Origin of the sequence: Streptomyces sp. NPDC050145, assembly GCF_044460245.1 — a bacterium.
Lineage (GTDB): Bacteria > Actinomycetota > Actinomycetes > Streptomycetales > Streptomycetaceae > Streptomyces.
In genome coordinates, this window is sequence record NZ_JBITJS010000003.1 from 372,715 (window position 1) to 398,703 (window position 25,989).

The window sequence follows — 25,989 nt, forward strand, 5'->3', positions numbered from 1 at the left end:
CAGGTCACAGGTGGATGTACTTATAGCGATCTTCAGCCTGGCCGGGCTCTACGGCCTGGTCACGGTCGGGCTCGCGGTGATCTTCGCGGCGACCCGAGTGGTCAATCTGGCGCAGGGCGATCTGGTCATGGTCGGCGCCTATGCGACGGCCATGGTGACGGCGGCGCCGTTCGGCTGGCGTATCGCCCTCGCCCTCGTGGCGTGCGCCGTCCCGCTGCTGCTGACCGAGCGGCTGCTCCTGCGCGGCCCGCTCGCCGACGGGCTCGCGACGATGCTCGTCACGTGGGGCGTCGGGATGGCGCTGCGGCAGGCGGCGGAGTCGGCGTTCACCGCCAACACCCGGTCGGTGGACGCCCCCGTGAGCGGGAGCCTGTCGGTGTTCGGCGACAGCAGTCCCGCCTACCGTCTGGTCGCCGCCGCGATCGCCGTGGTCGTCATCGCGGCGGTGCTGGTGGCCGCGTACCGGACGAGCTGGGGCCTGCGGCTGCGGGCCGTCGCCGACAACCCGGCGATGGCGGCACTGCTGGGCACCGACCCGCGCCGGGTCAGGGCGGCCGCGTTCGTCCTGGGCGGGCTCCTGGCCGTCATCGCGGGCGGCCTGTACAGCCCGCTCCTCGCGGTGCAGCCGTCGATGGGGTTCGCCCTGCTCGTCCCCGTCTTCTTCGGGCTGCTCTTCAGCCGGCCCGGAGCGCTCGGCACGGCCGCCGCAGCGGCGCTCGGGATCGCGGCCCTGCAGGTACTGCTGCGTACGTGGTTCACCGACGTGCTCGCCGAGGCCCTGTTCTACCTGCTCGTCATCGCGATCGCCGCACTGCGTTCGCGCTCCTGGATTCGGAGGATCCCCTCATGGCTCACCCGCGCGCTCGCACCCTCGCGGGCGTCCTGACCGCCCTCACCCTGACCACGGCGACCGCCTGCAGCGGCTCGGCCCTCTCGTCCGGGGACAAGGACTCCGGCGCGCCCCTGAAGATCGGGGTGATCGTCCCGCTGACCGGCTCCGTGGGCCCGTCGGGCCAGGCGCTGCGCAACGGCCTGAAGCTCGGCTTCAAGAAGGTCAACGCGGCGGGCGGCGTCAACGGCAGGCCGGTGGAGTACGTCGTCGCCGACGACGCGGGCAACCCGGCCACCTCGACCCAACTGGCCCGCAGAATGGTCCAGGAGGACAAGGTGTCCATGGTCTTCGGGACGATCACCGGCGACACCGCCGAGGCCGTCGCCGAGGTCACCGACGGCGCCAAGGTCCCGTTCGGCACGGCGATCCTCGGCGACACCGAGAAGTGCTTCCCCTACCAGTGGGGATTCGGCGAGACCTCACGCCAACTGCTCACGCCGAGCGTGCCGGAGCTGGTCGAGAAGTACGGCAAGCGCGTCGCGATCGTCGGCTCCGACTACAACTACCCGCACTTCTACGCCAAGATCGCCAAGCAGCAGATCGAGAAGGCCGGTGCCCGCACCGTCGCGGAGGAGTACAGCCCGCTCGGCCAGGCCGACTGGCAGCCGGTCGTGAAACGCCTCAAGGCAGCCAAGCCCGACCTGCTCCTGTCGATGGCCGTCGGCGGCGACGCCGTGTCCTTCAGCAAGCAGGCCCAGGAGTTCGGCCTGCTCACGCCGGAACTCGGATTCGAGGGCTCGCCGCTCGACACCGACTACTACCCCGCGCTGAGCAAGCTGGTGAACGGCCGCACCCACACCGTCCGGTGGAGCGACGCCCTCAAGGACCCCGAGAGCGAGTCGTTCGTCGCCGCCTACCGCAGCGCGTACAAGTTCAAGGCCCCGATCCCGGAGGTCGCGGGCAGCGCCTACTTCGGCATCCAGTTCCTCCTCGCGGCCGCCGACAAGGCCGGCTCCACGGACGGAGAGAAGATCAACGCCGAGATCGGGAAACTGCGCTACGACTCGCCGCTCGGCAAGGACACCTCCTTCGCCAAGGAGAACCATCTGCTCCAGGCCGACATGCTGCAGACCACCATCAAGCCGGGCGGCGCCTACGAAGTGACCCGCAAGCTGGGCCGGGTCGCCGACACCACCCCCAAGCCGGGGTGCGCATGAGGACCGTCCCCCGAGCCGGGGTGCGCGTGGGCACCGTTCCCCGAGCCGGGGCGAGCACGAAGGCGATCCCGGCGGCGCGCGCAAGGCCGTACGCGATCGGCGTCGCCGTCCTCCTGCTGCTGGCCGCGGCCCCGTTCGGACTCTCCACGTTCGCGCTCGCCACGCTGACGCTCGGCCTGTGCAACGGCCTGTTCGCCTACGGACTCGATCTGGCCTGGGGCCGGGCCGGACTGCTCAGCGTGGGGCACGCCGCGTTCTTCGGCCTCGGCGCGTACGCGGTCGCCATCGCCCAGGAGCACGCCCGGCCCGCGTGGCCGGCGGCCGTGGCGGCGACGGCAGTGGCCGTCCTGGTCGCGGTTCCGGTGGTGCGCATCGGCCTCGGCTCCAAGATCCCCGACGCGCCGCTCATCCTCCTGACCATCGGTGTCAGCCTGCTCTTCCAGCGTCTCGCCACCAGCTCCACCGACCTGACCGGCGGCACCAACGGCCTGTCCGTGCACACCTCCTCAGTGGTGTCCGGGTTCTACCTGACCCTCGCCGTGGTGGCCGTGACGGTGCTCGTCACCACCCTCACGGTGGTACGCAGCCGGTTCGGCGCCCGCCTCACGGCCGCACACCGCAATCCCGAGCGGGCCGCGCAGACCGGGATCGACCCCGTGCGCGCCCGCACGATCGCCTTCGCGGCGAGCGCGGCCGTCTCGGCCGTCGCCGGAGCCCTGTACGCACCCGCCGCCGGACTGGTCTCACCGCAGATCTTCGGGCTCGGGCTGTCCACGAGCGTCCTGGTCTGGCTGGCCCTGGGCGGCCGTGGCACGACGGTCGGGCCGTTCGCGGGCGCGGTCGTGGTGACCTTCGGCGATCAGATGCTCGGCAGCTCCTGGCAGGGCTGGTACGTCTTCGCGCTGGCCGCCGTGTTCGTCCTCGTCGTTCAGTTCGCCCCGGCCGGACTCGCCGGGCTGCCCGGCCTGATCCGCAAGGGACCGGCGCTCCGCCTGCCGCCGGCCGCCCACCAGCCGGCGGCCGCCCGTCCGCAGCCGGCCAAGGGGCAGCCGGCGGGCACGACCGCTCCACCCGCGGGCGCCGAAGCCGCGCTCGAACTGAACGGGGTCAAGGTGGCGTTCGGCCCGGTGGAGGTGGTGCGCGGGGTGAACCTGACGGTCCCCGCCGGGCGGTGCGTCTGCCTGATCGGCCCCAACGGGGCGGGCAAGAGCACGCTCCTCGCCGCCGTCGCGGGGCAGCTCGGCGCCGCCGCGGGCAACGTGGCGATCTTCGGCTCCGATGCGACCCGGACGGCCGTGCACGAGCGGGCCCGGCTCGGCCTCGGCCGCATGTTCCAGATCCCCGCCGTGATCACCGAACTGTCACCCGCCGACAACCTGCGCCTGGCCCGCCTGGACGCACCGGACCAGGTCGAACTACCAGGGGAGTACGACGACTTGACGGCCGACGATGCATGCGTGGCGGGAGAGCTTCCGCTGGCCGACCGCCGGCGTCTGGAGCTGGCCATGGTGCTCGCCGGAGCGCCGCGGCTGATGCTCCTGGACGAACCCGCCGCCGGACTCGGGCCCGACGACGCCCGGGCGCTGATCCGGGAGCTGAAGGAGGCCGCCCGGCGCTCCGGCTGCGCGATGGTCGTCGTCGAGCACGACATGGACATCGTCCGCGAACTGGCCGACGACGTCGTCGTGCTGCACGACGGCAAGGTCATCGCGCACGGGGCACTAGCAGAGATCACCGCGGACCCCGTCGTCCGCGAGGCCTATCTGGGGGTCCACTGATGCTCCGACTGGACGCCCTGCACGGCGGCTACGGGCAGGCCTCCGTGGTCCGCGATGTGAACCTGACGGTCGCCGAGGGCGAGATCACCGCGTTGCTCGGCCGCAACGGCGCGGGCAAGACCACCCTGCTGCGCACCGTGTTCGGCCTCGCCGACCGCCAGGGCGGCCGCGTCACCCTGGCGGGACGCGAGACCCCCGGCGGCCGTCCCGAACTGCTCGCCCGGCGCGGCGCGTCCCTCATGCCGGAGGACCGCGGCGTGTTCCCCACTCTGACGGTGGAGGAGAACCTGCGCCTGGCCGGCGTGCGCGGCTTCACCCCCGCCGTCGACCCCTACGAGCTGTTCCCCATGCTCACCGACCGGTCACGGCAGGCCGCCGGCACACTCTCCGGCGGGCAGAAGCAGCAACTCGGCATCGCCCGCGCCATGGTGAGCGGCAGTGCGCTGATCGCGGTGGACGAGCTCACTCAGGGGCTCCAGCCGTCCCTGGTCAAGGACGTTCTCGCGGCGTTCACAGCGATCGCGGCCACCGGAGTGCGGATCCTCGTGGTCGACCAGCACGCGGGCCTGCTGCTCGACCGCTGCCATCAGGCGGTGGTCCTGGAGGCGGGACGCGTCGTGTTCACCGGGCCGTGCGGCCCCGGCACCCGACATGAGCTGGACCAGTTGCTCGCCCTCACCTGACGTGCCGGTCCCTGAAATCCCGGCCTTCGCAGCCCCCAGTTCTCACCCGAATTCGGAGTTCCCTGTGTCATCAGCCGCCTCCGGCGCCTCCGTCTCCTCCACCCCCGCCACCTCCTCCGTCAATCCCTTCGCCTCCGCTGTCGAACTCGCCGCCGCCGTACGGTCCGGTGAGCTGAGCCCCGTAGAGATAGTCGAGACCTATCTGGACCGGATCGACCGGCACGACCTCGAGGTCGGCGCCTTCGTCTGGCGCAACGACGCGGAGGTGCTCGCCGCGGCCAGGTCGGCGGAGCAGGCCGTCACCGACGGCGCCGAACTGCCCGCCTTCCACGGGGTGCCGATCCCCGTGAAGGACCTCACCGAGGTCGCGGGACAGCCCGCGACCTACGGCACCTGGGGCGTCGGCGACCGGCCACGAACCGCCACCGAACCGGTCGTACGCAGCCTCCTCGACGCCGGGTTCCTGCTGATGGGACGCACCAACAGCCCGGACATGGGGCTGCTCTCCTCGACCGACAGCTCCCGCTACGGCGACACCCGCAACCCGTGGGACCCGACGCGCACCTGTGGCGGATCGAGCGGCGGCGCCGCGGCGGCCGTCGCGGCCGGCCTCGCGCCCGTCGCGCACGCCAGTGATGGGGGCGGTTCGATCCGCATGCCGTCCTCGGCGTGCGGTCTCGTCGGGCTGAAACCGAGCCGCGGCCGGGTGCCGCAGTACGCGGCGTCGTGGGAGCACGCCACGGTGCAGGGGGCGATCACCCGGACGGTACGGGACGCCGCCGCCCTCCTCGACGTCATGAGCACCCCGGACGACCTAGTGATGTACCGGGCGCCGGCGCCGGAGCGGCCCTTCGCCGACGAGGTCGGGGCGGAGCAACCACCGCTCCGCATCGGGCTGTTGCTCCAGGCGCCGACCGGAATGCCGGTCGACCCGGTGTGCATGGCGGCCGCCGAGCACACCGGCCGCCTCCTCGCCTCGCTCGGCCACGAAGTGTTCCCCGTGGCGCCCGCCTTCTTCTCCGAACGGGCCGTCCACGGCTACACCCACCACGTCCTCGACGCCGCCCTGTGGGCATCGCCCTACGACGAGCCGGACCGGGCCGAGCCGCACCTGCGCCACCGCATGCGGCGAGCCGAGGCCCGGCACTCCGGCGAGTACGTCGCCGCGGCCCTGCTCCTCCAGCAGGAGGCGGTGGCGGTCCGTGCCCAGTGGGGGCGCGATTTCGACGTGCTGCTCACCCCGACGATGGCCTGCCCGCCCCCGCCCGTCGGTTCGGTCCTCGCCGAGGCGAACGCCGATCCCGACGGGCTGCGCGTCACCGAGACCCAGATGATCTCCTTCACCTCCCTCTGCAACATCACCGGACTGCCCGCGATCAATGTCCCGACCTTCGCCACGCCCACGGGCCTGCCCGTCGGCAGCCAGCTCGTCGGCGGGCCCTGGAACGAGGCCGTGCTGATCCGCCTCGCCGCCGCCCTCGAGCAACTCGACGGCTGGCCCACCCGCCGTCCCACCGCCTTCGCGATCTGAACCAACCACCCCACCACTGCAAGGAGTTACTCATGGCAAGAACTCCGCTGACCCGCCACCTGCGCGCCACCTACGCCGCCACCGGCGCCGTCACCTCGACCCCGCGGGGCCCGTCGCGGCGGGCCTTGCTCGGCGCCGCCGCCGCGGCCGGAGCGGCGGCCGTCCTCGCCGGTCCCGTCCGGACCGCGCACGCGGCGGGCGCGCCGCGCATCGCCATCGTCGGCGCCGGCATCGCGGGCCTGACGACCGCGCTGCGCCTGGCCGACCACGGCATCGCCTCGACCGTCTACGAGGCCGACACCCGCGTCGGCGGGCGCATGCACTCCGAAGCGTCGTACTGGGCCGGAGGACAGGTCACCGAGTATGGCGGCGAACTCATCGACACCCGTCACCAGGTGATCCAGTCCCTCGCCCAGCGGTTCGGCCTGCCGCTGGACGACCTGCACGCCGCGGAACCGGCGGGCGCCACCGAAACGTACTGGATCACGGGCGGCTACTACCCGTACGCCACCGCGTCCGCCGACTTCCGACCGGTCGCCGAGGCCATCGGCCAGGACCTCAACGGCTTCCGGTGGCCGACCTGGAACACCCCCACCTCGCCGAAGATGCGCGCCCTGTCGGACATGACCGTCGCCGAGTGGATCGACACCCGAGTGCCGGGAGGCCTGTCGTCGCGGCTCGGCTGCCTCCTCGACACCGCATTCACCACCGAGTTCGGCATGCCGACCCACCAGAGCAGCGCGTTGGGCATCCTGGCGGTCCTCTCCGACCAACCAACGGACGGCTTCTCGCTGTTCGGTTCCAGCGACGGCCGATTCCACATCCGGGGCGGCAACCAACGACTGCCCGAGGCGATCACGGCGGCGCTGGCCGACGGCACGGTCCGGCACGGCTGGCGGCTCGAGGCCGTCACGGTCGCCGGCACGGGCACCCAGACCCTGGTCTTCGACGACAACGGCAGCACCCGCACCGTCACCGCCGACCACACGGTCCTCGCCGTCCCGCAGGGCGTGCTCCAGCGGCTCGACCTCTCACAGGCCCGGTTCGACGCCCGCAAACTCGCCGGGATCGCCGCGCTGCCCATGGGCCGCTCCACCAAGATCTCGCTCCAGTTCGGGCAGCGACTGTGGAACACCCAGGGACCATGGGGCCTGGCCACGGGCAACTCCATGTCGGAGAGCGGCTACCAGACCTCATGGGAGTCGAGCCGCGCCCAGCCGGGCGCCACCGGCATCCTCACCGACTTCACCGGCGGAGCCCACGCGGCCGACTTCTCGCCGACGTGCGTGTTCACCACGGCATCCGACGTACGCACCCGCGGATACGCCAGAGACGTCCTCGCCCAGTTCGACACCGTCTTCCCGGGCCTGAACACGAGGTGGAACGGCCGCGCGACGCTCGCCGCATGGCACCTCAACCCGAACTCCTACGGCTCGTACGCGGGCCTGCCGACCGGCTACTACCCGGAGTACGGGGGCTACGAGGCGGTCCGGCAGGGCAACGTCCACTTCGCGGGCGAACACACCTCCGCGGGCGCGGGCGGCTATATGGAAGGCGGTGCGGACTCCGGCCTCGCCGCGGCCGACGAGCTGCTCACCGACCTGGGGATCACGCCCTGACGGCGGGGGCCCGCAGAGCCCATGACCACGCCGGTCGGGTCGAGGCTTGTGGGCGGCGTCGGTGGTAGGTCTTCTCGATCGACGCCACGATCGCGATCCGTAGGTCCAGGCGGGTGGGCCCCGTGGTCGATCTAGGCTTCCCGGGCTGCCGAGGTGAGGGACATGTCCGGGTAGCGGTCGCCCGCCACCTGGTCGGCGATCGGCTCCAGCAGCGTCAGCTCCTCGGTGGTCAGCGTGATCCGGGTGGCTGCGGCGTTCTCGAGGAGGCGGCTGCGCTTACGCGTTCCGGGGATCGGCACGACGGCCAGGCCGTGCGCCTGCGCCCGCTGCTGCAACCAGGCCAGAGCGATCTGCGCCGTGGTGGCGCCACGGCCGGCCGCGATCTTGTGCAGGGGTTCCAGGAGTGCGGCGTTCGCCTTGGCGTTGTCGCCGCTGAAGCGCGGCATCTGCTGCCGGAAGTCGCTGCTGGGGAGGTCTTTGCTCGCGTCGGTGAAGGCACCGGTCAGAAAGCCCCTGCCGAGCGGCGAGTACGGCACGAAGGCGACCCCGAGCTCGGCTGCCGCGCCCACCGCGCTGCGCTCGACGTCCCGGCTGAAGACCGACCACTCCGTCTGCAGCGCGCTGATCGGGTGCACCGCGTGCGCCTCGCGCAGCTCGGCCCCGGTGACCTCGCTCAGGCCGAGGCGCTTGACCTTGCCTTCCCGTACCAGTTCGGCCATCGCGCCGACGGACTCGGCGAGTGGGACGGCGGGATCGCGGCGGTGCATGTAGTAGAGGTCGATGACCTCGACGTTCAGGCGGCGCAGGCTCGCCTCGACGGCCTTCTTGATGTACGCCGGGTCGTTGCGGATGGCCCGGTAGCTCGGGTCGTCGGCGCGGGACTCGATGCCGAACTTGGTGGCCAGAGTGATCTCGTCGCGGTGCGCGGCGACGAACGGCGCGAGGAACTCCTCGTTGGCGCCGACGCCGTACATGTCGGCGGTGTCGATGAGGGTGACACCCGCCTCGACGGTGGCCTCCAGGGTGTCGCGGGCCGACGCGGCATCCGTGTGTCCGTAGGCGGCACTGATGCCCATGGCGCCGAAGCCCTGGACGCCGACGAGGGGGCCGCCGGTGCCCAGTTCGACCTTGCGGATCTGTTCGATGGCATTGCTCATGAAGGCGCTCAGGCCCTTTCCGGCGCCCGGCGGGCGCCCGCATAAAAGTCGATCTTGGAGTCGAGTACGGCGACGGTGTCCTGCAGCTCCGCGATGCGCGCCACGACCTCGCGCCGGGCCTGTTCCAGAATTTCCCGCCGTTCGTCGAAGGTGACCTCGCCCCGGCGGACCAGCTCCGCGAAGCGCACCATGTCGGCGATCGGCATCCCGGTCAACCGCAGCTTGCCCACGAAGGCGAGCCAGTCCAGGTCCCTGTTGTCGAAGCGGCGCTGGCCGCTGTGCGACCGCTCCACCTGCGGCATCAGACCGATCTGCTCGTACCAGCGCAGCGTGGGCGAGCTGAGCCCGGTGTATGCCGCGACCTCGCTGATCGTGTAGCGGTCCTGGCCGTCGGGACGCGGATGGGCCGGCCCCACAGGCACGCAGGCGTCCATGGGCGGGGACTTCACGGGAGTGCTGTCGGTCACCGTCATGCCGACCACGCTAGAACCTTCAAGTGCACTTGAAGCAAGCGCACGGCACTTCTCGGTACGCCCACGGCAGTGGGGAAGAGGGGCCTGCGCCTCGAACCTGACAGAGCACCAGCCGCAGCGCTCCGGTCTTGTCACAAACGATCACAGGCGCTTCAATGCCCCCACCCCCACAGATGGAACGCCCGACTACCAGACGAAGGGTTCCTCTTGACCACCCACCGCGCCAACCGCGCCGTCCATGCCGTCGCCGTCACCGCGGCCGCCTGCGCCACCGTGCTGGCCGCCGCGATGCCCTCGCCCGCCATCAACTCCTACAACGCGACCCCTGCCCCCGAACGCACCGAGGTCGGTGCTCTCGTGGCCACCTGGGACAACGACGGCGATCCGGCCACGCCCGACCGAGTGGACTGGGTGTGTTCCGGCACGATGATCGACGCCGACACCTTCCTGACGGCATCCCACTGCACCACGGACTGGCCGGACAACGTGCGGTTCTACGTCTCTCTGGACCAGGACGTTCAGGCCGGACTGGACGCGGCCGCGAAGAAACACCCCGGTGATCCCGCCGCTCAGGCCGCTGCCGTCGCCGTCCCGGGCACGGTCCACAGCCACCCCGACTACCCGGGCCCCGCCTCCGACCCGCACGACATCGCGGTCGTCGAAGTGCCCGCTGCCAAGATGTCGGCCCGCTGGTCCTTCACTCCCGCCACCCTGCCGACCGCCGGTCAACTCGGAGCGCTGGGCCCGCGGAAGCTCGACGCCACCGACTGGACCGTCGCCGGCTACGGCACTCAGGAGGCGGTGAACGGGCCCGGCGGCCAGACCCACCCGGGCGGCGGGGTCCGCCTGAAGGCGCCCGTGAGCTTCGACGCCCTCAACAACGCGTGGGTCCGCCTCGCCATGACCGCACCCCAGGGCAACGGCGGTGCGTGCTACGGAGATTCGGGCGGCCCCAACTTCGCCACCATGGGCGGCAAGCGCATTCTCGCGGCGACCACCATCACCGGCGACGGCCCGTGCTACGCCACCAACGTCGCCTACCGGCTGGACGCTCCAGGAGCCCGCGCCTTCCTGTCGCCCTTCGTGCAGCTGCAGTGATGGCCCCCCGGCCCCGGAGAGATCCCGGAAGGATGCGGCCGCTGCCGTCCGGGACGCGACGCCCCGGGGCCGGGGCACGGCTCGACACCTTCGGCCTCGGAGCCCCGGTGAACCAGTGGTCCAGGTGCCATGTACCCCGGAATCTCACAGAACGTCCGATCCGGAGCCCTGGTCGACAGCGGCGAGTGCGTTCGACAGCGTACGCAGGCGTTCCGCAGGCAACAGGCCCACGGCGAAAGCAGAGATCTGCAGGAGGGACAGGTCGGCGGCGATCCGGGCGAAGGGGCCGTCGAGCAGAACGGCGAAGTGGTCCCGCAGGACGGCCTCCGCCCTGGGGTCGGAGGGGTTCGACCGGACAAGCCTGCGGCTGCCGGGCCGCCAGGACGAGCTGGTCCGCCGGGTCGCGGCCGTCAACCCGCGCACGGTGGTCGTGGTGAACTCCGGCGCGCCGGTCGAACTGCCCTGGCGGGAGGAAGTGGCCGCCGTGCTGCTGTCCTGGTTCCCCGGCCAGGAGGGCGGCGCAGCGCTCGCCGACGTCCTCCTCGGAGTGGAGGAGCCGGGCGGGCGGCTGCCCACGACCTGGCCGGCCGCCCTCGCGGACGCACCTGTCAGGGACGTCACACCCGTGGACGGGATCCTCGTCTACGCCGAAAAGGCCTCTTCATCGGCTACCCGGCCTGGGAGCGGCACGCCGTCGCCCCCGCCTACCCCTTCGGCCACGGCCTCGGCTACACCACCTGGGCATACGAAGAGCTGACAGTCGCCCAAGAGCGCGTCACGGTCCGCCTGCGGAACGCGGGGGACCGCCCGGGGCGCGAGACCGTACAGATCTACGCCTCCCCGGTCGACGCACCCACAGACCGCCCCGCGCGCCGCCTCGTCGGCTTCGCCACCGTGACCGCCGCGCCCGGCGAGACGGCCACGGCCGACATCCCGCTCGCCGCACGGGCGTTCCAGGTGTGGGACGAGGAGGCGGCCGACTGGGCGGCCACCCCGGGCCGATACCTGCTGCACGCCTCACGGAACGCGACCGAGGACCTGCTGACGACCGAACTGACGGTGACCAGGCACCAGTCCTGACACCCGAGACCGCTCCGGGGGCCGGCACCTGACGGACCGGCCCCCGGAGCACCTGCGCACCCCCTCGTGGCCGGAGCCCTGGGGCCACTGGGGAGGTGAGCGGGGCGGTCCGGAATCGGGCGTGCAGGTGTCGGTGGTGGTCGACGTGGCGCACCGGGCCGGTGAGGGTGCAGGACGTGGATCGTGTCCGAGTCGCCGGCGGCGGCGGCTGCGCCTGCGCGCCGGGGAGCCCGCGGTGACCCACCTGGAGCTCGCGACCAGCCGTGTCGTCAGGAACAGCGCGGCCCCGCCACCGGCGGAGCCGGCGTTTGTCGCCCCCTGCCCCAGTAGATACCCACGTAGACGAACGTCACCAGGTGGCGGAGCCGTGCGATGCCGGTGGTGTGCCGCAGCGCGCCGACTGTCCGGGTGCGGCTTTGTTGGCAGGCTCAGGTGACTTGGGAGATTCCCATCATGGTCATGTCCTCGTGCTCCACCTGGTGCACTGATGGCATGAAGATCTTGTCCCCGCGCGTCCTACGAGCCCTTGAACAGCTCAACGCCGCCTACCCCTGGGACCACAACGCACACTTCCACCGCTGGATCCTGCGGCAAGTGCCCAAGCACTTCGACCGCGCCCTGGACATCGGCTCAGGGACGGGGGATCTGGCAAGGCTTCTGGGCCACCGCGCAAACAAGGTGCTCGGGGTCGACTCCGATCCAGTAATCGTTGCCCAGGCCCGACACCTGACGCCGACGGGCACCCCGGTGGCCTTCACCGTCGCCGACGCGATGACGAACACCCCGGCCGGCCGCTTTGAGGTCATCACCTGCGTGGCGGCGATCCACCACCTGCCGTTCGCCCAGGCACTGGACACCTTCCGAAGGCTCCTGGCCCCGGGAGGAAGACTGGTAGTGGTGGGACTGTTCCGACCGCAGACACGAGGGGACCACCTCCTCGGCCTGACGTCGGTCCCGCTCAACCCGGCTATGGGCTGGTTGAAGAACAAGGGCAGGCGCTCTCCACGGCCTCTGTCGATGACGGCACCGACACGCGCGGCCGACATGACCTTCGCGGATCTCGCCTGCACAGCCCAGGCTCTCCTGCCCGGAGTGCAACTCCGCCGACGGCTCTTCTGGCGCTACACGCTCGTATGGCACAACCGATAGTGCAGCGTTCCACGCCGCCCAGGCGAGGCCGGGCCGGCCGGCACGGTGTCCGGGTGGAACGGCTTGCCCTTGATGGTCTCCATCTGCCGGTCGTCACCGGCCGCAGTGCGGGGGAAGCCAGACGTGCGGACCGGCATGCCGGTGGTGGTGTGGTCGTCGTAAGGGACGGAACGCGCGGTCGGCTCCGCCCTGTCGGATGGTTATCGGTGATATGTCGGAGGCCAGTGGCAGCGTGGGCGGCGAGTTGCTCCGCCGGGAGCCGCCGTCGCACCTCAGGGGAGTTCCCGTCATGGCTCAGATCCCGTCCGCCGCTGACCGCGTGTATCTGGTCACCGGCGGCAACGCAGGTATCGGGTATTTCACCGCCGAGCAGCTGGCCGGTACCGGCGCCACGGTGGTGCTGGGCAGCCGGAGCGCCGAGCGGGCCGAGGCCGCCATGGACGCGATCCGCGCGCGGGTGCCCGGTGCGCGGGTGCGTTCGGTGGGCCTGGACCTCGCCGACCTCGGCACGCTGCCGAGAATCGCGGCTTCCCTGGGGGTGGAGCGCCTCGACGCCGTGGTCCACAACGCTGGCGTCCTCCTTGAAGGGTCGGAGCGGAGGGAGACGCCGGACGGCAACGAGATGCACTTCGGAACGAACCACCTCGGGCACTTCGCGCTCACCCACTGGCTGCTGCCCCTGCTGGAGGCCGCACCGAGCGCTCGTGTCGTGACCGTCGGCAGCTTCGCTGCCAAGTCCGAGCGGCTTGACCTGGACGATCTGCAGTCCCGGGCCGGCTATCGGGCCAAGCGCGCCTACGCCCGATCGAAGCTGGCCCAGATGTACTTCGGCCTGGAACTCGACCGCCGGCTGCGGGCCGCGGGCAGCAATGTGTCGAGCGTGGTGGTCCATCCTGGTGGTGCGCTGGACTCGCTCACCCCGTCGCGGCCGCCGGTCCATGTACGGAAGGCCGGGGCGGCGCTGCGCGGCGCGGCCGCCGCACTTGTTCTCCACGGCGAGCACGCGGGTGCGCGGCCCGTGGTCCGGGCGGTGCTCGACCCTCAGATCGCCGGGGGCGAGTTGTGGGGCCCGCGTGTCTTCGGTCTGCGGGGGAGGCCGCACCGCGAGCGGCTGTGGGCCCCACTGCAGGACGTCGAAACGGCGCGTCGGTTGTGGGAGGCGAGCATGGAGCTGACCGGCGTCGCGACTTCCGCCGTCATCTGAATCACTCAACTGACCAGTTCACGCGCTCATTTGCCACCTGAAGCGCCCTGCGGAACCGGGCATGCCCCGATTCCGTAGCTTCCGTCAGGCGTCGGGAGCTTGCGTCAGGCGTCGGGCTGGGAGAGGAAGACTCGTTCCAGCAGGGAATACAGGGAGTCCCGGTCCTGGTCGGTGAGCCTGTCCAGGCCGTCGTGTGTGGTGCGCATCTTCGCGCGGATCGCGTCGGTGACCCGCTCGCCCTCGGCTGTGAGGACGACGTTCTTGACGCGCCGGTCGGAGGCGTTGGCTTCGCGGCGTACGAGGCCGCGCTTCTCCAGCCGGTCGATGATTCCGGTCATGTTGGAGGCGTCGCAGGCCATGGTCTCGGCCAAGGCGCGCATCGCGGCCGGTCGGCGGCGCAGCACGGTCAGGGCCTTGCCCTGGCTCGCCGTGAGGTTCTCACTCGCCGCCGCGACCGTGAAGTCGCCGTAGTAGACGCCGAGCGACACGGACAGCAGCTCCATGAGCTGGGCCGTGTCGGCGCGGGGCGCATCTGCCTCTGTCATGAGGGGCATCCTACCGGCAGAAACTTGACTACTTCAAATATCTACGTCTACCGTCTTTTCATTACGTGAAGTTCTCAAGTATCAAGGTTGTCAAGCAGTAGCCATGAGGAGCCTCCCCGTGAACGTCACCGCGTCCCCCGCCTCCCGTGCGGCCGAGATCCTGGCCCGGCCCGTCGCGCTGAACGGCCTGACCGTCCCGAACCGCATTGCGATGGCGCCGATGACGCGCATGTTCTCCCCCGGCGGTGTACCCGGCGAGGACGTGCGGTCGTACTACGCCCGCCGCGCCGCCGCCGGTGTGGGCCTCATCGTCACCGAGGGGACCTACGTCGGCCACGAGTCGGCCGGGCAGAGCGATCGTGTGCCGCGGTTCCATGGTGAGGAGCAGCTGGCGGGGTGGGCGAAGGTCGCCGAGGCTGTGCACGCGTCGGGCGGCACGATCGTGCCGCAGCTGTGGCACATCGGCATGGTGCGCGAGCAGGGCCAGGCCCCCTACCCCGACGCCCCGGCCATGGGTCCCTCCGGCATCCGCACCGACGGCACGGAGGGCACCGGCAAGGCCATGACCCGGAGCGACCTGGACGACGTCATCGGTGCCTTCGCCGAGGCCGCCGCGGCCGCCGAGCGCATCGGCTTCGACGGCGTCGAGCTGCACGGCGCCCACGGCTACCTTCTCGACCAGTTCCTGTGGGCGGGGACGAACCGCCGTTCCGACGCCTACGGCGGCGACCCTGTGGCCCGTACGAAGTTCGCAGCCGAGATTGTCGCCGCGGTCCGCGAGACCGTCTCGCCCGGCTTCCCGGTGATCTTCCGCTTCTCGCAGTGGAAGCAGGACGCCTACGACGCGAGGCTCGCCGAGACCCCGGAGGAGCTGGAGCAGATCCTGACCCCGCTCGCCGCCGCCGGCGTCGACGCCTTCCACGCCTCCACCCGCCGCTACTGGATCCCCGAGTTCGAAGGCTCGGACCTGAACCTGGCGGGCTGGACCAAGAAGCTCACCGGCAGGCCCACCATCACCGTCGGCTCGGTCGGCCTCGACGGCGACTTCATCGGAGCCTTCATGGGCGAGGGCTCCGAGCTCGGCAGCCTCGACAACCTCCTCGACCGTCTGGAGCGCGACGAGTTCGACATGGTCGCCGTCGGCCGCGCCCTGCTGCAGGACCCGCTGTGGGCGTCCAAGGTCCTGGCGGGGCGAACCGGCGAGCTGAAGCCGTACGACGCGCAGGCGATCAAGACGCTTAGCTAAAGGCTGTCCCGTAACTGACGCTTGCCGCAGGCGCTGAGCCCTTCCCCGTGCTGGGCTCCAACGAGCGCGAGGGCAGTGTCAGTGGGCGCGGGCATACTGACTGCATGATCACCTCTTCGTCCACTGCAGACGATGCCTCTCACCCCTCTCCAGTCTGGGTGGAGTCGATGGGCGGCCCTCTGATCGTCGTCCCCGTCTCCGCCCTGGCTTCCTGGGGTGGGTGCACGGAGGATGGTCTTATGGCGGGAGACGCCACCGCCCCAGACGACTACGACCGGGCCTGCGCGGTGGACGATCTGGCCGGTGTGATCCCCATCGACGAGAACGGTACGCAGGCACTGGTGCTGGCGGACGAGCCGGCGACCAGCTGCTATCTGCCCCAGCACCGAGCGTTCCTGCGGTGGCTCGCCGCCGACTCCGAGGCCGGACTGAAAGCCGCAGCAGACACCATCCTCGCAGACCCGGTCACGGTGTGGGAGGAGTGCGGCACCTGGGCCTCGGACGGTCCGGCGGTGCTCATGGACTCCGCCGAAGCAGGCTCCGACCTCGGCATCGAGTACCCCAACGGTGGGACGCCCGCCGAGGCGCCGGTCCCGCTGCCGGCCGGCAGCTGGAGGGTCCGCGCCACGCAGACCCAGGTGGATGAGGAGAACTGGGTCGGCTTGGTCCAGCTCCTGCCCGCCGAATCCTGAACGGGCCGTGTTTCGGTCGGGTGCGGTCAGCCGCGGCGCGCAAGGTTGTGCAGATGAGCGATGCCGAGCATCGCGTGGTGCACGCCATCGCCCTTGAGGCGACAGTCGCGAAGGATCTTCCAGGTCTTCATCCGGGCGAAGGCGTGCTCGACCCGAGCGCGGACCTTGCGGTGCGAGGCGTTGTGCTCTTCCTTCCAAGCGGGCAGTTCGCTCTGCCCGGGGTCGCGGCGGTGCGGGATGACGAGCCCGGTACCTCGATAGCCGCCGTCGGCGATCACTACGGTGTTCCCGACGGCGGCCTTCGCCCCGGATAGCTCCCATGCCTTGCAGTCGTTGCGGTTGCCCGGCATCGGTCGGCCGACAATGACCACCAGTCGGGTGTCGGCATCGATGACCACCTGGTGGTTCGTCGAGTAGCGGTAGTTCTTGGACCGCTCCGCCACCGCGTGATCGCGGGTGGGAACCAGAGTGCCGTCCACGATGAGCACGGCGTCCTTGCGAAACCACTTCCGGGGCCTGAACGCCAGAAGAGGTCCGACCTGCCTGACGATGCGGCCTGCTGCGGACTTCGAGACGCCGAAGAGAGGTGCGAGCTGGCGCAGCGTCAGGTTGGTACGCCAGTACGCAGCCACCAGAAGCACTCGGTCCTCCAGCGGGATCCCCCACGGCCGGCCCCGCCGGGTGATGTCGGCGCCTTCGCGCCGCAGTGCACGCACCACCCGGTTGAACTGGCGCGGAGCCACGCCAGTGAACGGGGCTATCCAGGACGGCTCGGACGCTGTGATCACACGTGGCACGTTCGAGATCATCGCAGAGCAAGATCACTTACGGGACAGCCTTTAGCCTCGAAACTTCGTGATCTTGGCAATACCTGTGCTCGCGGTCTGAGAATTTATGAACATCGCGGAAAGAGCTTTTTTGTCGGTGGTGCGCGGCAGGTGAAATATTCGACGCAGGCAAGCCGCGGCGCGTGCTACTGTCGATCTCAGTTGCAGTTTTGGTACCCGAAGCTTTGAACCTCCTGCAGGCCGCGTGCCGCACGGAAGTACTTTGTATTGCCGGTCATTTTTCCGGGCAGGGCATCATCGCGGCGACGCGGTATCCGTACGGTACGGATCCGTCGTACTGCCCTTAAGGAGAAAATAATGGCTGCTGGCACCGTGAAGTGGTTCAACGCGGAAAAGGGTTTCGGCTTCATCGAGCAGGACGGCGGCGGCGCTGACGTGTTCGCCCACTTCTCGAACATCGCCGCTCAGGGCTTCCGCGAGCTTCAGGAAGGCCAGCGCGTCACCTTCGACATCGCGCAGGGCCAGAAGGGCCCGACGGCCGAGAACATCGTCTCCGCCTGAGGCTGACGCGTAACACGTAGCTGGGGCCCGCATCCCTCGGGGTGCGGGCCCCAGCTGCATGCATTTTCGCAGGTGTTCACCGGAGCCTGCATCATCCGAACTTGTTTCGCTCGCCGCTTGCGCAGGCATTTCGCCTTTCTGAAGCAAGTCGCCGGCTTCCGTTTTTTCGCTCGGCTCGTGTCTGTGATTCCTTACGCTGCTCATTCGCTGTGGGAATTCCTTGATATGCGCCGTATCAAGGAAGGTTCTGAATGAACCCCACACGCACGAACAGTCGTTCCTCCCAAACGCGCAGAAACAGCGGTCACGCGTACCGCGCCACGGTGGGTTCGCCCCGGAGCAGCCGCTTCGCCTCGTCCGCGCCGAGCCGCTCGGGCGGTCACGGCCGGCGGTCTGCCGCGGTGCAGGGAGAGTTCGCGCTCCCGAAGACGATCACTCCGGCGCTCCCGGCGGTGGAGGCGTTCGCCGACCTCGGCATGCCCAAGGGCCTTCTGGCCGCGCTCACGGCCCAGGGTGTGTCCGTCCCGTTCCCGATCCAGGGAGCCACACTGCCGAACTCCCTGGCCGGCCGCGACGTCCTCGGCCGCGGCCGCACCGGCTCAGGCAAGACCCTCGCCTTCGGCCTCGCTCTGCTGGCCCGAACAGCCGGACGGACCGCCGAGCCCCGTCAGCCGCTGGCCCTGGTCCTCGTCCCCACCCGGGAACTCGCACAGCAGGTGACCGACGCCCTCACCCCCTATGCCCGCGCTGTGAAGCTGCGCCTGGCCACCGTCGTCGGCGGGATGCCGATCGGTCGGCAGGCGAACGTGCTGCTCCGTGGCGCCGAGGTCGTGGTGGCCACCCCCGGCCGTCTCAAGGACCTCATCGACCGCGGCCATTGCCGGCTGAACCAGGTCGCGATCACCGTCCTCGACGAGGCCGACCAGATGGCCGACATGGGCTTCATGCCCCAGGTCACCGCACTCCTGGACCAGGTCCGCCCCGAGGGCCAGCGCATGCTGTTCTCCGCGACCCTGGACCGCAACGTCGACCTTCTGGTCCGGCGCTACCTCACCGACCCCGTCGTCCACTCCGTGGACCCTTCCCAGGGCGCGGTCACCACGATGGAGCACCACGTCCTGCACGTCCACGGCGCCGACAAGCACCAGCTGACGACGCAGATCGCGGCACGCGACGGCCGGGTGATCATGTTCCTGGACACCAAGCACGCCGTGGACCGCCTCACCGAGGCACTGCTCGGCTGCGGCGTCAGGGCTGCGGCCCTGCATGGCGGCAAGACCCAGGCGCAGCGCACCCGCACCCTCACCTGGTTCAAGACCGGGCACGTCACAGTCCTGGTCGCGACGAACGTCGCGGCGCGTGGCATCCACGTCGACCACCTCGACCTCGTCGTCAACGTGGACCCGCCGACCGACCACAAGGACTACCTCCACCGCGGCGGCCGTACCGCGCGCGCCGGCGAGTCCGGCAGCGTCGTCACCCTCGTCACCCCCCAGCAGCGCCGAGGCATGACCCGCCTCATGGCCACTGCCGGCATCACGCCCCGGACCACCCAGGTCCGCTCCGGCGAGGAGGCGCTGGCCCGGATCACCGGCGCCCGAACCCCCTCCGGCGTTCCCGTGACCATCACCGAGCAGCACAAGCGCGGCGCGACCGGCCGCGGCCGACGTGGACCCGCCGCGGCCGCCCGGCGGGCCGGCGCGCGGCGTTCCGTCGCCGGTGCGGCGGCCTGAGCGCCACGTGACCCGGAAGCTGACCCATCTCCTCAGGAGGCATGTCGTGACGCTGGTCCAGATGCAGCCCCGCCCGACCCACCCCGCTCCTGCGCGCCCGACGGCGGCTGCCGACGCCATGGGCGCGGCCGGACCACAGGTCAGCGATGACATGACGGTCGAGGTCGCCCTCTCGGTCATGGCCGGGGCCCGCACCGAACACCTGCTCGTCTGCGATGGCGACGACCTGTGCATCGGCCTCGTCACCCAGGTGCAGCTCGCCACCGTCCGCGACAGCCCCGCCTACACCGACCGGCTCCGGCTGCGCGAACTCTCCCACGCTGACGGGCCGTTCTCCTCGGCCGCTGCCCTGGCGACCGGACCGGCCGTACTGCGACCCGGCGGGGTCCCGGAGGCGGCCTGACCCTCGCCTGAGGCGGTTGCGATCTGACGCCTCAACAGCCAGTAGGCCCGAAGGCCCGAACGGCACGTGCCGTTCGGGCCTCTCGCGTATCGGTGGGTCGGTCACCCTCGGGGCATGAAGTCAGTGATCGGAGTAGCTGAAGTCGCCCATGCTCCAGGCGCTGACTTCCGCGATCGAGACGCGGTACATCCCGCCGGTCTCAGGGATCCCCACCGCGCCCTGAAGGATCCGCGCCATGTGGAAGTGCAGATAAGCGGGCGGCCCGCCGTCGCGCGCCGCAGCGGTGAAGACGGGGGAGAACTCGCCCAGTCGGGCGGAGTCCGCCAGGACCTCTGACACCCGCTGCCTCCACACGGCTTCGGATGCCAGCCGACCGGTGATGACAGCGCCACCGGTGACCACGGTCAGGGACATCTGGTTGCTCTGCCCGGACTCCACCAGAGTGGCGATGTCAACGAGCAGCTCGTCAGGCTTCGACATGGAAGCGGATCTTATTCATGTGGCGTTCCGCTCCTCAATCCGCCCTCCGTAACCGTGCGCCATCGGGCGCCCGAATCCCTGTTCGAGGTCGATTGCCTCATCGCTGGGCGCTCGAAAATCTATGTCGGCCGCAGTAGACATTGGGTTGTGGTCTCGCTATGGTTTCTCTCGTAGCCAGAGGACGGACAGAAGGGCCCGGCAGAGACGAACTGCCGGGCAGCAGTACCTGAAGTAGCAGTACGCAGGACGGTACGGCGGTGGAGTTCCGAAGCCAGGTTGGATGCAGGACGGCGACGGGGCTGACAGCCGGACCGGGTGGCCCGCAGTGATCAGGGGCCGCCGCAGCGGGACCGCCGTCGTGACATGGCGGATCCGGTACCCGCAAGTGCAGTGCGCAGTACCCCGTTGGTAGGAAGTTGATCACTGAGGAAGAACGGAGGAACGAAGCACCATCAGGATCGCCCGGACGAAATTCTCGAGTCCGGGTACCGCAGGACATCGATAGTGAGGTGGTCTCCGGTCAAGCAACCGCGATCCCCGTACTCCCGGCAGTGTGTGTGCCGGGCAGGCGGAAACAGAGGGCCGACGTCGTATCAGGGTCGGCACGTGGTGTAAAAGTTCCTTCGGGGCCCTGGTGCCGTACGGCACCAGGGCCCCTCGACGCGTTCCCGAGAGAGGTGCAGATGACAGCAGACGACTCGTACGACCGACTCGACGACGAGGACTACCCCGCCTACACGATGGGCCGGGCCGCCGCGATGCTCGGCACCACGCAGGGGTTCCTCCGCGCCATCGGCGAGGCCCGCCTGATCACCCCGCTGCGCTCCGAGGGCGGCCACCGCCGCTACTCCCGCTACCAGCTGCGCATCGCCGCCCGCGCCCGCGAACTCGTCGACCAGGGCACGCCCATCGAGGCGGCCTGCCGCATCATCGTCCTGGAAGACCAGCTCGAGGAAGCCCAGCGCATCAACGCGGAATATCGTCGCGCCGCCGAAGCGGCCGACCCGCCGGCTGCAGGCTGACACGGACCCCACGGCTGTACCTCCGGCGATCCCGCTCCCACGCGCGCAGGAGATCTTCCGGTGGCGGGGCGCACGGACCTGCCCCGCCCCGTTGGCTGTCGTGGTTCGGCAGGTACCTCCGCCCACGCCCTTGGCGTGGGCGTTTTGCTGCGCCTGGCCGCAGCATCCAGGGCGGACGGGATCGCAGGTGAACTGGCCCGCTGACCAGTGGGGCGCTCCCGCGGCCCGCCGGGGGAGCGAGCATGGAAGAAGAGGCATCTCCCTCTGCCGTGGTCCGCACACGCGAGGAGGTCGGATCGTGTTCTTCATGGATCGTCGTGACGCCGGCCGGCAGCTGGCCGGCCGGCTGGGACATCTGCAGGGCGCCGACGTGCTGGTGCTGGGGCTGCCGCGGGGCGGGGTTCCGGTCGCCGCCGAGGTCGCCCGCGCGCTGGGTGCGCCGCTCGACGTCTGCCTGGTCCGGAAGCTGGGTGTGCCGTTCCAGCCGGAGCTGGGCATGGGGGCGATCGGCGAGGGCGGGGTGCGCGTGATCAACGAGGAGGTGGTGCGCACGGCGCGGGTCACGGCCGATGACCTGGACCGGGTCGAGGCTCGCGAGCGACAGGTGTTGGAGCGGAGGGCCCGGCGCTACCGGGGCGGGCGCCCGGCGGTGACCTTGGACGGCCGTACCGTGCTGGTGGTCGACGACGGGGTGGCCACGGGATCGACGGCGCGTGCGGCGTGCCGGATCGCCCGCGCTCGAGGGGCCGCGCGGATCGTACTGGCGGTTCCCGTGGCACCGCGCGACTGGACGGCTCGGCTGGGTACGGACGCCGACGACTACGTCTGCCTGTACGCCCCACGGGACTTCGATGCCGTCGGGCAGTTCTATGCCGACTTCTCCCAGACGGAGGACGAGGAGGTGGTCGCCTGTCTGGAGGAGACGAATACGCCAAGGCCCGACGCCGCAGCGAGCGCACCGAGCCACGCCGTTCCGGCGGACCGGGAGGCGGACGTGCACGCCGGGTCCGTGCTGCTGCGCGGGCAGTTGGTGATGCCCGCGGGCGCGAGCGGGATCGTCGTCTTCGCGCACGGGAGCGGCAGCGGCAGGCGTAGTCCGCGCAATCGTCTTGTCGCGGCCGGACTCCACGCCGCGGGGTTGGGCACGCTGCTGTTCGACCTCCTGACCGATGGGGAGGCGGCCGACCGGGCCAACGTCTTCGACACCGGTCTGCTCGCCCGGCGCCTGGCGGGAGCAACCGAGTGGCTGCGCCGGCAACCCGAGGCCGAAGGGCGCCCCGTCGGGTACTTCGGCGCCAGCACCGGCGCGGCCGCCGCACTGTGGGCGGCCGCCGAGCCGGGCGCCCGGGTGGCCGCGGTCGTCTCGCGGGGCGGCAGGCCCGACCTGGCCGGGCCACGGCTGCCGGAGGTGCAGGCACCCACGCTGCTGATCGTCGGGGGACACGACCGGCACGTGCTCGCCCTCAACCGGGAGGCGCAGGCACGGCTGCGCTGTGAGAGCCGGCTCGCGGTCGTCCCCGGCGCGACACACCTCTTCGAGGAACCCGGTGCTCTGGACCAGGTCACCGATCTGGCCCGTGACTGGTTCACCGACCACATGGCACCCGACCACCCTGCCGTCGCCCGGGGATCCGAGGCCGAATGAGGGTTTGCCCCTACCGGATCTCGCTCCGGCAGGGCCCGTCCGGCCTCCCGAGGGTGGGCCGGACGGCACGCGCCCCGCAGCAGGCGTCCAGGTCACGATGAGGACCAGAGCATCGAGGCGGCGGTTCCGCGGCGACGGGCAGACAGTTCAGACGTCCCCCTGACGGTCAACCATCCGCCGCTGAGCGGATATGGCCCCAGAGAGGTGTCTCTGGGGCCAAAGGGGCCGTAGAGCGAGAGTCAGCAGTCGTGGAACGGCCACGTGCGATGCGACGGGCCGATTGACGCTGGGGTGGGCAAGGGCAGATCAGTCGGCGGACTGCACGGGCTCCAGCTTGATGCTGAAGTGGCGAAGAATCGGAGACTGGCCCACGATGCGGTAGCCCTGCACGGATTCGGGATTCTTGGCGATGTCGGCGAGGGTGTCGGCGACATGGTCGTAGTGGCTGCGGGTGTAGACCCGTCGAGGAAGTGCCAGGCGCACGAGTTCGTACGGCGCTGCCTTGACGGGGTTGCCTTCCTCGTCCTCTTCGCCGAGGTACAGCGAGCCCAGCTCGGCCGAGCGGATGCCTCCGCGCAGGTAGAGCTCACAGACCAGCGCGGTGCCGGGGTACTGGTGCGGGGGAATGTGCGGCAGAAGCCGCCCGGCGTTGACATACAGGGCGTGCAGGCCTGCCGGCTCCACGATGTCGACTCCGGCTTCGCGGATGCGCGCGGCAAGGTAGCCGGCGATGTCGGCACGTTCGGCAAGGTACGCCGGCTCGGTGACTTCGAGGAGTCCACGGGCCATCATGTCGAGGTCGCGGCCGGCCAGGCCGCCATAGGTGGTGAACCCTTCTGTGGCGATGAGCAGGCCTTGGCACCTCTCGGCAAGTTCGGGGTCCTTCAGGCCGATGAAGCCGCCGATGTGAACTATGCCGTCCTTCTTCGCGCTCATGACGCAGCCGTCCGCGAGGCGGAAGGCCTCCTCGGCGACCTGGCGGGGAGTGCGGTTCTCGTAGCCGGGTTCGCGCTGGGTCACCAACCAGGCGTTCTCCGCGAAGCGCGCGGCGTCAAGGATCATGGGCACGTTGTGGCGGCGGCACAGGTCAGCGGTGCGGTGCAGGTTCTCCATGCTGACCGGCTGGCCGCCCCCACCGTTGTTGGTGATGGTCATCAGCACGGCTGCCACCGGTGCCTGGTGCGCGTTCTCCAAGGCGTGTTCAAGGGCGATCAGGTCGATGTTGCCCTTGAACGGATAGTCGCTGTCGAGGTCCTTCGCCTCGGCGCAGGGCAGGTCGTAGGCCTGGCAGCCGGTCAGTTCGACGTTGGCGCGAGTGGTGTCGAAGTGGGTGTTGGACAGGACGCTCGTGCCTGGCTTGAGCAGCGAGGAGAACAGGATGCGTTCGGCGGCCCGGCCTTGGTGCGCCGGCAGAATGTGGGGGTAGCCGGTGAGTTCGGAGACGACCTCGTGCCATCGGTAGAAGGAGCGGCTGCCGGCGTAGGATTCGTCGCCGTGCATCCCTGCGGCCAGTTGGTCCGCGGAAATGGCTCCGGTCCCCGAGTCACTCAGCAGGTCGATGGTGACTTCGTCGGCACGCAGATCGAAAGGGTTGTAGGCGACCCGCTTCAGTGCGTTCTCGCGCTCTTCTCGGGTGGTGAACGCGATGGGTTCTACGACCTTGATGCGGTACGGCTCCATGTTGCTTCCTTCTGCGTGTGGTGCGGATTGGCGTGACTCGTGGCTGTGCGCCCGAGGTTCGCAAGACGGTGGGCTTGTTCGGCAGGCGCAGGTTTGCCTTGTGCGTGCTGTTCCTGCGGCGGCCGGACGAGGTACGCCTCGGAGGAAAGGTAGGCAGTGATTCGGGGCTGCCGATTCCGCTCGTACACGAGCGCGAGGTAGGCGATCAGCCCGACTCCGTCGGAGAGTTGTCGCTGAGTGAGTGCCTGGAGCCCCCGGGCCAGGATCGAGGGATCCATGTCGAACCGGGTCAGCAGGGCCGTTGCCCGGGCGAGGGCTTCCTCGTCGTCGCGGACGTAGTCACGCACGGGGATGTGGAGCGTGAAGCCGCTCGGTTCGGCTTCGCCTTCGGTGAAGGAGTGGCAGGTGAGCGCCGGTCGTCTGAGAAGCCGCGGTGTGTCGTCGGCACCCGGCTCGGACGGCGGACGAGATCCTGCGGCCGCATGGAAGAAGTACCTGATGTCGGCCGCTGCGGACGCGGAGGTGCGGCTCAGGGCGCAGGCGTCGTCGGCCGACATACGAGGGTGGCTCACGTACACCTTGACGCGCGGCGTCTTCCACGCGCCGAGGTCCAGTGCGAGGAACGGATAGCCCCCCGCAGGGGGAAGCTTTTCGAAGGCATCGCTGTAGCCGAGTCGGCGTAACGCCTCTTGCACCGTCCGTGCGGCGTGTTCAGGTCCGGAGGCGGAGGGGTTCAGATAGACCTTGACTCCGGGAACGCCCCCCGCGCGCAGATCGAGCGCGTACCACAGTGCCAGTGGTCCCTCGGCCGAAGCGGGGAAGAACAGGTCTTCCAGCGCGTCGAGTTGGTCGGTGGGGAAGTCCCAGCGGGCAGCCATTGCGCGGATGACGTCGAGTCCGGCGCGAGCGCTGTCGGCCATGTCGCTGTGGTTCCACCCGGGCTCCACGAGGACCCGCAGTACGGGAGCAGCGCCCGACGTGCAGGCCAGAGAGAACTCGACCGGGGTGTGGTCGTCGGAGAGGAAGCTGCGGGATGCCGGCGGCAGGGACAAGGGCCGCCGGGCGACGCCTGCGAGGGAGTCGAGCAGAACCTGCCCGTACAGCGTGGTGTCCGTGTCACTCAGACCCACCGTGGCGCCGAGGCGCCGCAGTTGGCCGAGGACGTGGTCACCGAGCGTCGCCTGCGGAGCCTCTTCGGGGCCGGCTGTCGATATGTCGCTCTCTAGCTGTGTGGTCATCGCGTCCCCCGCGCTTCGTGGCGCTGGGAGCACCCGCAGAGCACGGGGGTACGGGGATCGACTCCGTCGGCAGGAGAGGAGACAGAAGGCGATCCCCCGGGAGAAGCGGATATCCGGCCCCGGGACGGGTCGGGG

The 25,989-nt window shown here is 70.3% G+C and carries 23 protein-coding genes and 1 pseudogene; 17 read left to right on the forward strand and 7 right to left on the reverse strand.

The annotated features are described in order from the left end of the window. Positions 1–10 precede the first annotated feature (10 nt). From ACIBTU_RS08380 to ACIBTU_RS08405, 6 genes are all read left to right on the forward strand, one after another. Positions 11–886, forward strand: a complete 876-nt coding sequence (locus tag ACIBTU_RS08380) for a branched-chain amino acid ABC transporter permease (RefSeq protein ID WP_399125177.1) — start codon at positions 11–13, stop codon at positions 884–886. Further along, positions 847–2,049 carry an ABC transporter substrate-binding protein gene (locus ACIBTU_RS08385; RefSeq protein WP_399125178.1) on the forward strand — a complete coding sequence of 401 codons (1,203 nt, stop codon included), beginning with the start codon at positions 847–849 and terminating at the stop codon, positions 2,047–2,049. The genes ACIBTU_RS08380 and ACIBTU_RS08385 overlap by 40 nt, the downstream gene beginning before the upstream one ends. Then, positions 2,046–3,827, forward strand: a complete 1,782-nt coding sequence (locus ACIBTU_RS08390; RefSeq protein WP_399125179.1) for an ATP-binding cassette domain-containing protein — start codon at positions 2,046–2,048, stop codon at positions 3,825–3,827. Before ACIBTU_RS08385 ends, ACIBTU_RS08390 begins: the two co-directional genes overlap by 4 nt. After that, positions 3,827–4,510, forward strand: coding sequence for an ABC transporter ATP-binding protein (locus ACIBTU_RS08395; RefSeq protein ID WP_399125180.1), 684 nt, complete (start codon positions 3,827–3,829; stop codon positions 4,508–4,510). Before ACIBTU_RS08390 ends, ACIBTU_RS08395 begins: the two co-directional genes overlap by 1 nt. 64 nt (positions 4,511–4,574) lie before the next feature. Further along, positions 4,575–6,041, forward strand: coding sequence for an amidase (locus ACIBTU_RS08400; protein WP_399125181.1), 1,467 nt, complete (start codon positions 4,575–4,577; stop codon positions 6,039–6,041). 32 nt (positions 6,042–6,073) lie between these two features. Continuing rightward, positions 6,074–7,660, forward strand: a complete 1,587-nt coding sequence (locus ACIBTU_RS08405) for a flavin monoamine oxidase family protein (protein ID WP_399125182.1) — start codon at positions 6,074–6,076, stop codon at positions 7,658–7,660. Positions 7,661–7,791: 131 nt separating this feature from the next. Here the strand turns inward: ACIBTU_RS08405 and ACIBTU_RS08410 are convergent, their stop codons facing one another. Beyond that, on the reverse strand, positions 7,792–8,817 hold the full coding sequence (locus tag ACIBTU_RS08410; protein WP_399125183.1) for an aldo/keto reductase: 1,026 nt from the start codon (positions 8,815–8,817) through the stop codon (positions 7,792–7,794). 8 nt (positions 8,818–8,825) lie between these two features. Next, positions 8,826–9,290: a MerR family transcriptional regulator gene (locus tag ACIBTU_RS08415; protein WP_399125184.1), complete on the reverse strand. Its 465-nt coding sequence runs from the start codon at positions 9,288–9,290 to the stop codon at positions 8,826–8,828. A gap of 207 nt (positions 9,291–9,497) precedes the next feature. Between ACIBTU_RS08415 and ACIBTU_RS08420 the strand changes: the two genes are divergently transcribed. From ACIBTU_RS08420 to ACIBTU_RS08435, 4 genes and pseudogenes are all read left to right on the forward strand, one after another. Next, complete coding sequence (locus ACIBTU_RS08420; protein ID WP_399125185.1) at positions 9,498–10,388, forward strand: trypsin-like serine protease; 891 nt, start codon at positions 9,498–9,500, stop codon at positions 10,386–10,388. A 250-nt stretch (positions 10,389–10,638) separates the two neighbouring features. Further along, positions 10,639–11,468: pseudogene (locus ACIBTU_RS08425) on the forward strand (glycoside hydrolase family 3 C-terminal domain-containing protein); the annotation flags it as partial. Between the two features lie 492 nt (positions 11,469–11,960). Next, complete coding sequence (locus ACIBTU_RS08430; protein ID WP_399125186.1) at positions 11,961–12,617, forward strand: class I SAM-dependent methyltransferase; 657 nt, start codon at positions 11,961–11,963, stop codon at positions 12,615–12,617. 289 nt (positions 12,618–12,906) lie between these two features. Next, a complete protein-coding gene (locus ACIBTU_RS08435; protein WP_399125187.1) occupies positions 12,907–13,821 on the forward strand; it encodes an SDR family NAD(P)-dependent oxidoreductase in 915 nt (304 codons plus the stop codon). A 104-nt stretch (positions 13,822–13,925) separates the two neighbouring features. Here the strand turns inward: ACIBTU_RS08435 and ACIBTU_RS08440 are convergent, their stop codons facing one another. Then, positions 13,926–14,324 carry a MarR family winged helix-turn-helix transcriptional regulator gene (locus tag ACIBTU_RS08440; RefSeq protein ID WP_399125377.1) on the reverse strand — a complete coding sequence of 133 codons (399 nt, stop codon included), beginning with the start codon at positions 14,322–14,324 and terminating at the stop codon, positions 13,926–13,928. Positions 14,325–14,484: 160 nt separating this feature from the next. Here ACIBTU_RS08440 and ACIBTU_RS08445 point away from each other — a divergent pair, with 160 nt between their 5' ends. Continuing rightward, positions 14,485–15,612 (forward strand): NADH:flavin oxidoreductase, encoded by a 1,128-nt coding sequence (locus ACIBTU_RS08445; protein ID WP_399125188.1) that lies wholly within the window; start codon positions 14,485–14,487, stop codon positions 15,610–15,612. Between the two features lie 167 nt (positions 15,613–15,779). Continuing rightward, positions 15,780–16,304: an Imm21 family immunity protein gene (locus ACIBTU_RS08450; RefSeq protein WP_399125189.1), complete on the forward strand. Its 525-nt coding sequence runs from the start codon at positions 15,780–15,782 to the stop codon at positions 16,302–16,304. Positions 16,305–16,330: 26 nt separating this feature from the next. On the opposite strand, the gene ACIBTU_RS08455 is transcribed toward ACIBTU_RS08450, so the two are convergent. Further along, on the reverse strand, positions 16,331–17,101 hold the full coding sequence (locus ACIBTU_RS08455) for a transposase (protein WP_399125379.1): 771 nt from the start codon (positions 17,099–17,101) through the stop codon (positions 16,331–16,333). A 348-nt stretch (positions 17,102–17,449) separates the two neighbouring features. Here ACIBTU_RS08455 and ACIBTU_RS08460 point away from each other — a divergent pair, with 348 nt between their 5' ends. From ACIBTU_RS08460 to ACIBTU_RS08470, 3 genes are all read left to right on the forward strand, one after another. After that, on the forward strand, positions 17,450–17,653 hold the full coding sequence (locus ACIBTU_RS08460) for a cold-shock protein (protein ID WP_399125190.1): 204 nt from the start codon (positions 17,450–17,452) through the stop codon (positions 17,651–17,653). A 251-nt stretch (positions 17,654–17,904) separates the two neighbouring features. Beyond that, positions 17,905–19,386, forward strand: a complete 1,482-nt coding sequence (locus tag ACIBTU_RS08465; protein WP_399125191.1) for a DEAD/DEAH box helicase — start codon at positions 17,905–17,907, stop codon at positions 19,384–19,386. A 46-nt stretch (positions 19,387–19,432) separates the two neighbouring features. Then, the gene (locus ACIBTU_RS08470; protein WP_399125192.1) at positions 19,433–19,789 is read left to right on the forward strand and encodes a CBS domain-containing protein; all 357 of its coding nucleotides are present in this window, start codon (positions 19,433–19,435) and stop codon (positions 19,787–19,789) included. Between the two features lie 120 nt (positions 19,790–19,909). Here the strand turns inward: ACIBTU_RS08470 and ACIBTU_RS08475 are convergent, their stop codons facing one another. Further along, complete coding sequence (locus ACIBTU_RS08475; RefSeq protein ID WP_399125193.1) at positions 19,910–20,269, reverse strand: hypothetical protein; 360 nt, start codon at positions 20,267–20,269, stop codon at positions 19,910–19,912. Between the two features lie 683 nt (positions 20,270–20,952). Between ACIBTU_RS08475 and ACIBTU_RS08480 the strand changes: the two genes are divergently transcribed. Together ACIBTU_RS08480 and ACIBTU_RS08485 are read left to right on the forward strand one after the other, a co-directional pair. Next, positions 20,953–21,291 (forward strand): MerR family transcriptional regulator, encoded by a 339-nt coding sequence (locus tag ACIBTU_RS08480; RefSeq protein WP_399125194.1) that lies wholly within the window; start codon positions 20,953–20,955, stop codon positions 21,289–21,291. Between the two features lie 298 nt (positions 21,292–21,589). Continuing rightward, positions 21,590–22,936, forward strand: a complete 1,347-nt coding sequence (locus ACIBTU_RS08485; RefSeq protein WP_399125195.1) for a phosphoribosyltransferase family protein — start codon at positions 21,590–21,592, stop codon at positions 22,934–22,936. 306 nt (positions 22,937–23,242) lie between these two features. Here the strand turns inward: ACIBTU_RS08485 and ACIBTU_RS08490 are convergent, their stop codons facing one another. Together ACIBTU_RS08490 and ACIBTU_RS08495 are read right to left on the reverse strand one after the other, a co-directional pair. Further along, the gene (locus ACIBTU_RS08490) at positions 23,243–24,616 is read right to left on the reverse strand and encodes a tryptophanase (RefSeq protein ID WP_399125196.1); all 1,374 of its coding nucleotides are present in this window, start codon (positions 24,614–24,616) and stop codon (positions 23,243–23,245) included. Continuing rightward, entirely contained in the window at positions 24,589–25,854 is a 1,266-nt protein-coding gene (locus tag ACIBTU_RS08495) for a tryptophan dimethylallyltransferase family protein (protein ID WP_399125197.1), read from the reverse strand. The genes ACIBTU_RS08490 and ACIBTU_RS08495 overlap by 28 nt, the downstream gene beginning before the upstream one ends. Positions 25,855–25,989: the final 135 nt, after the last annotated feature.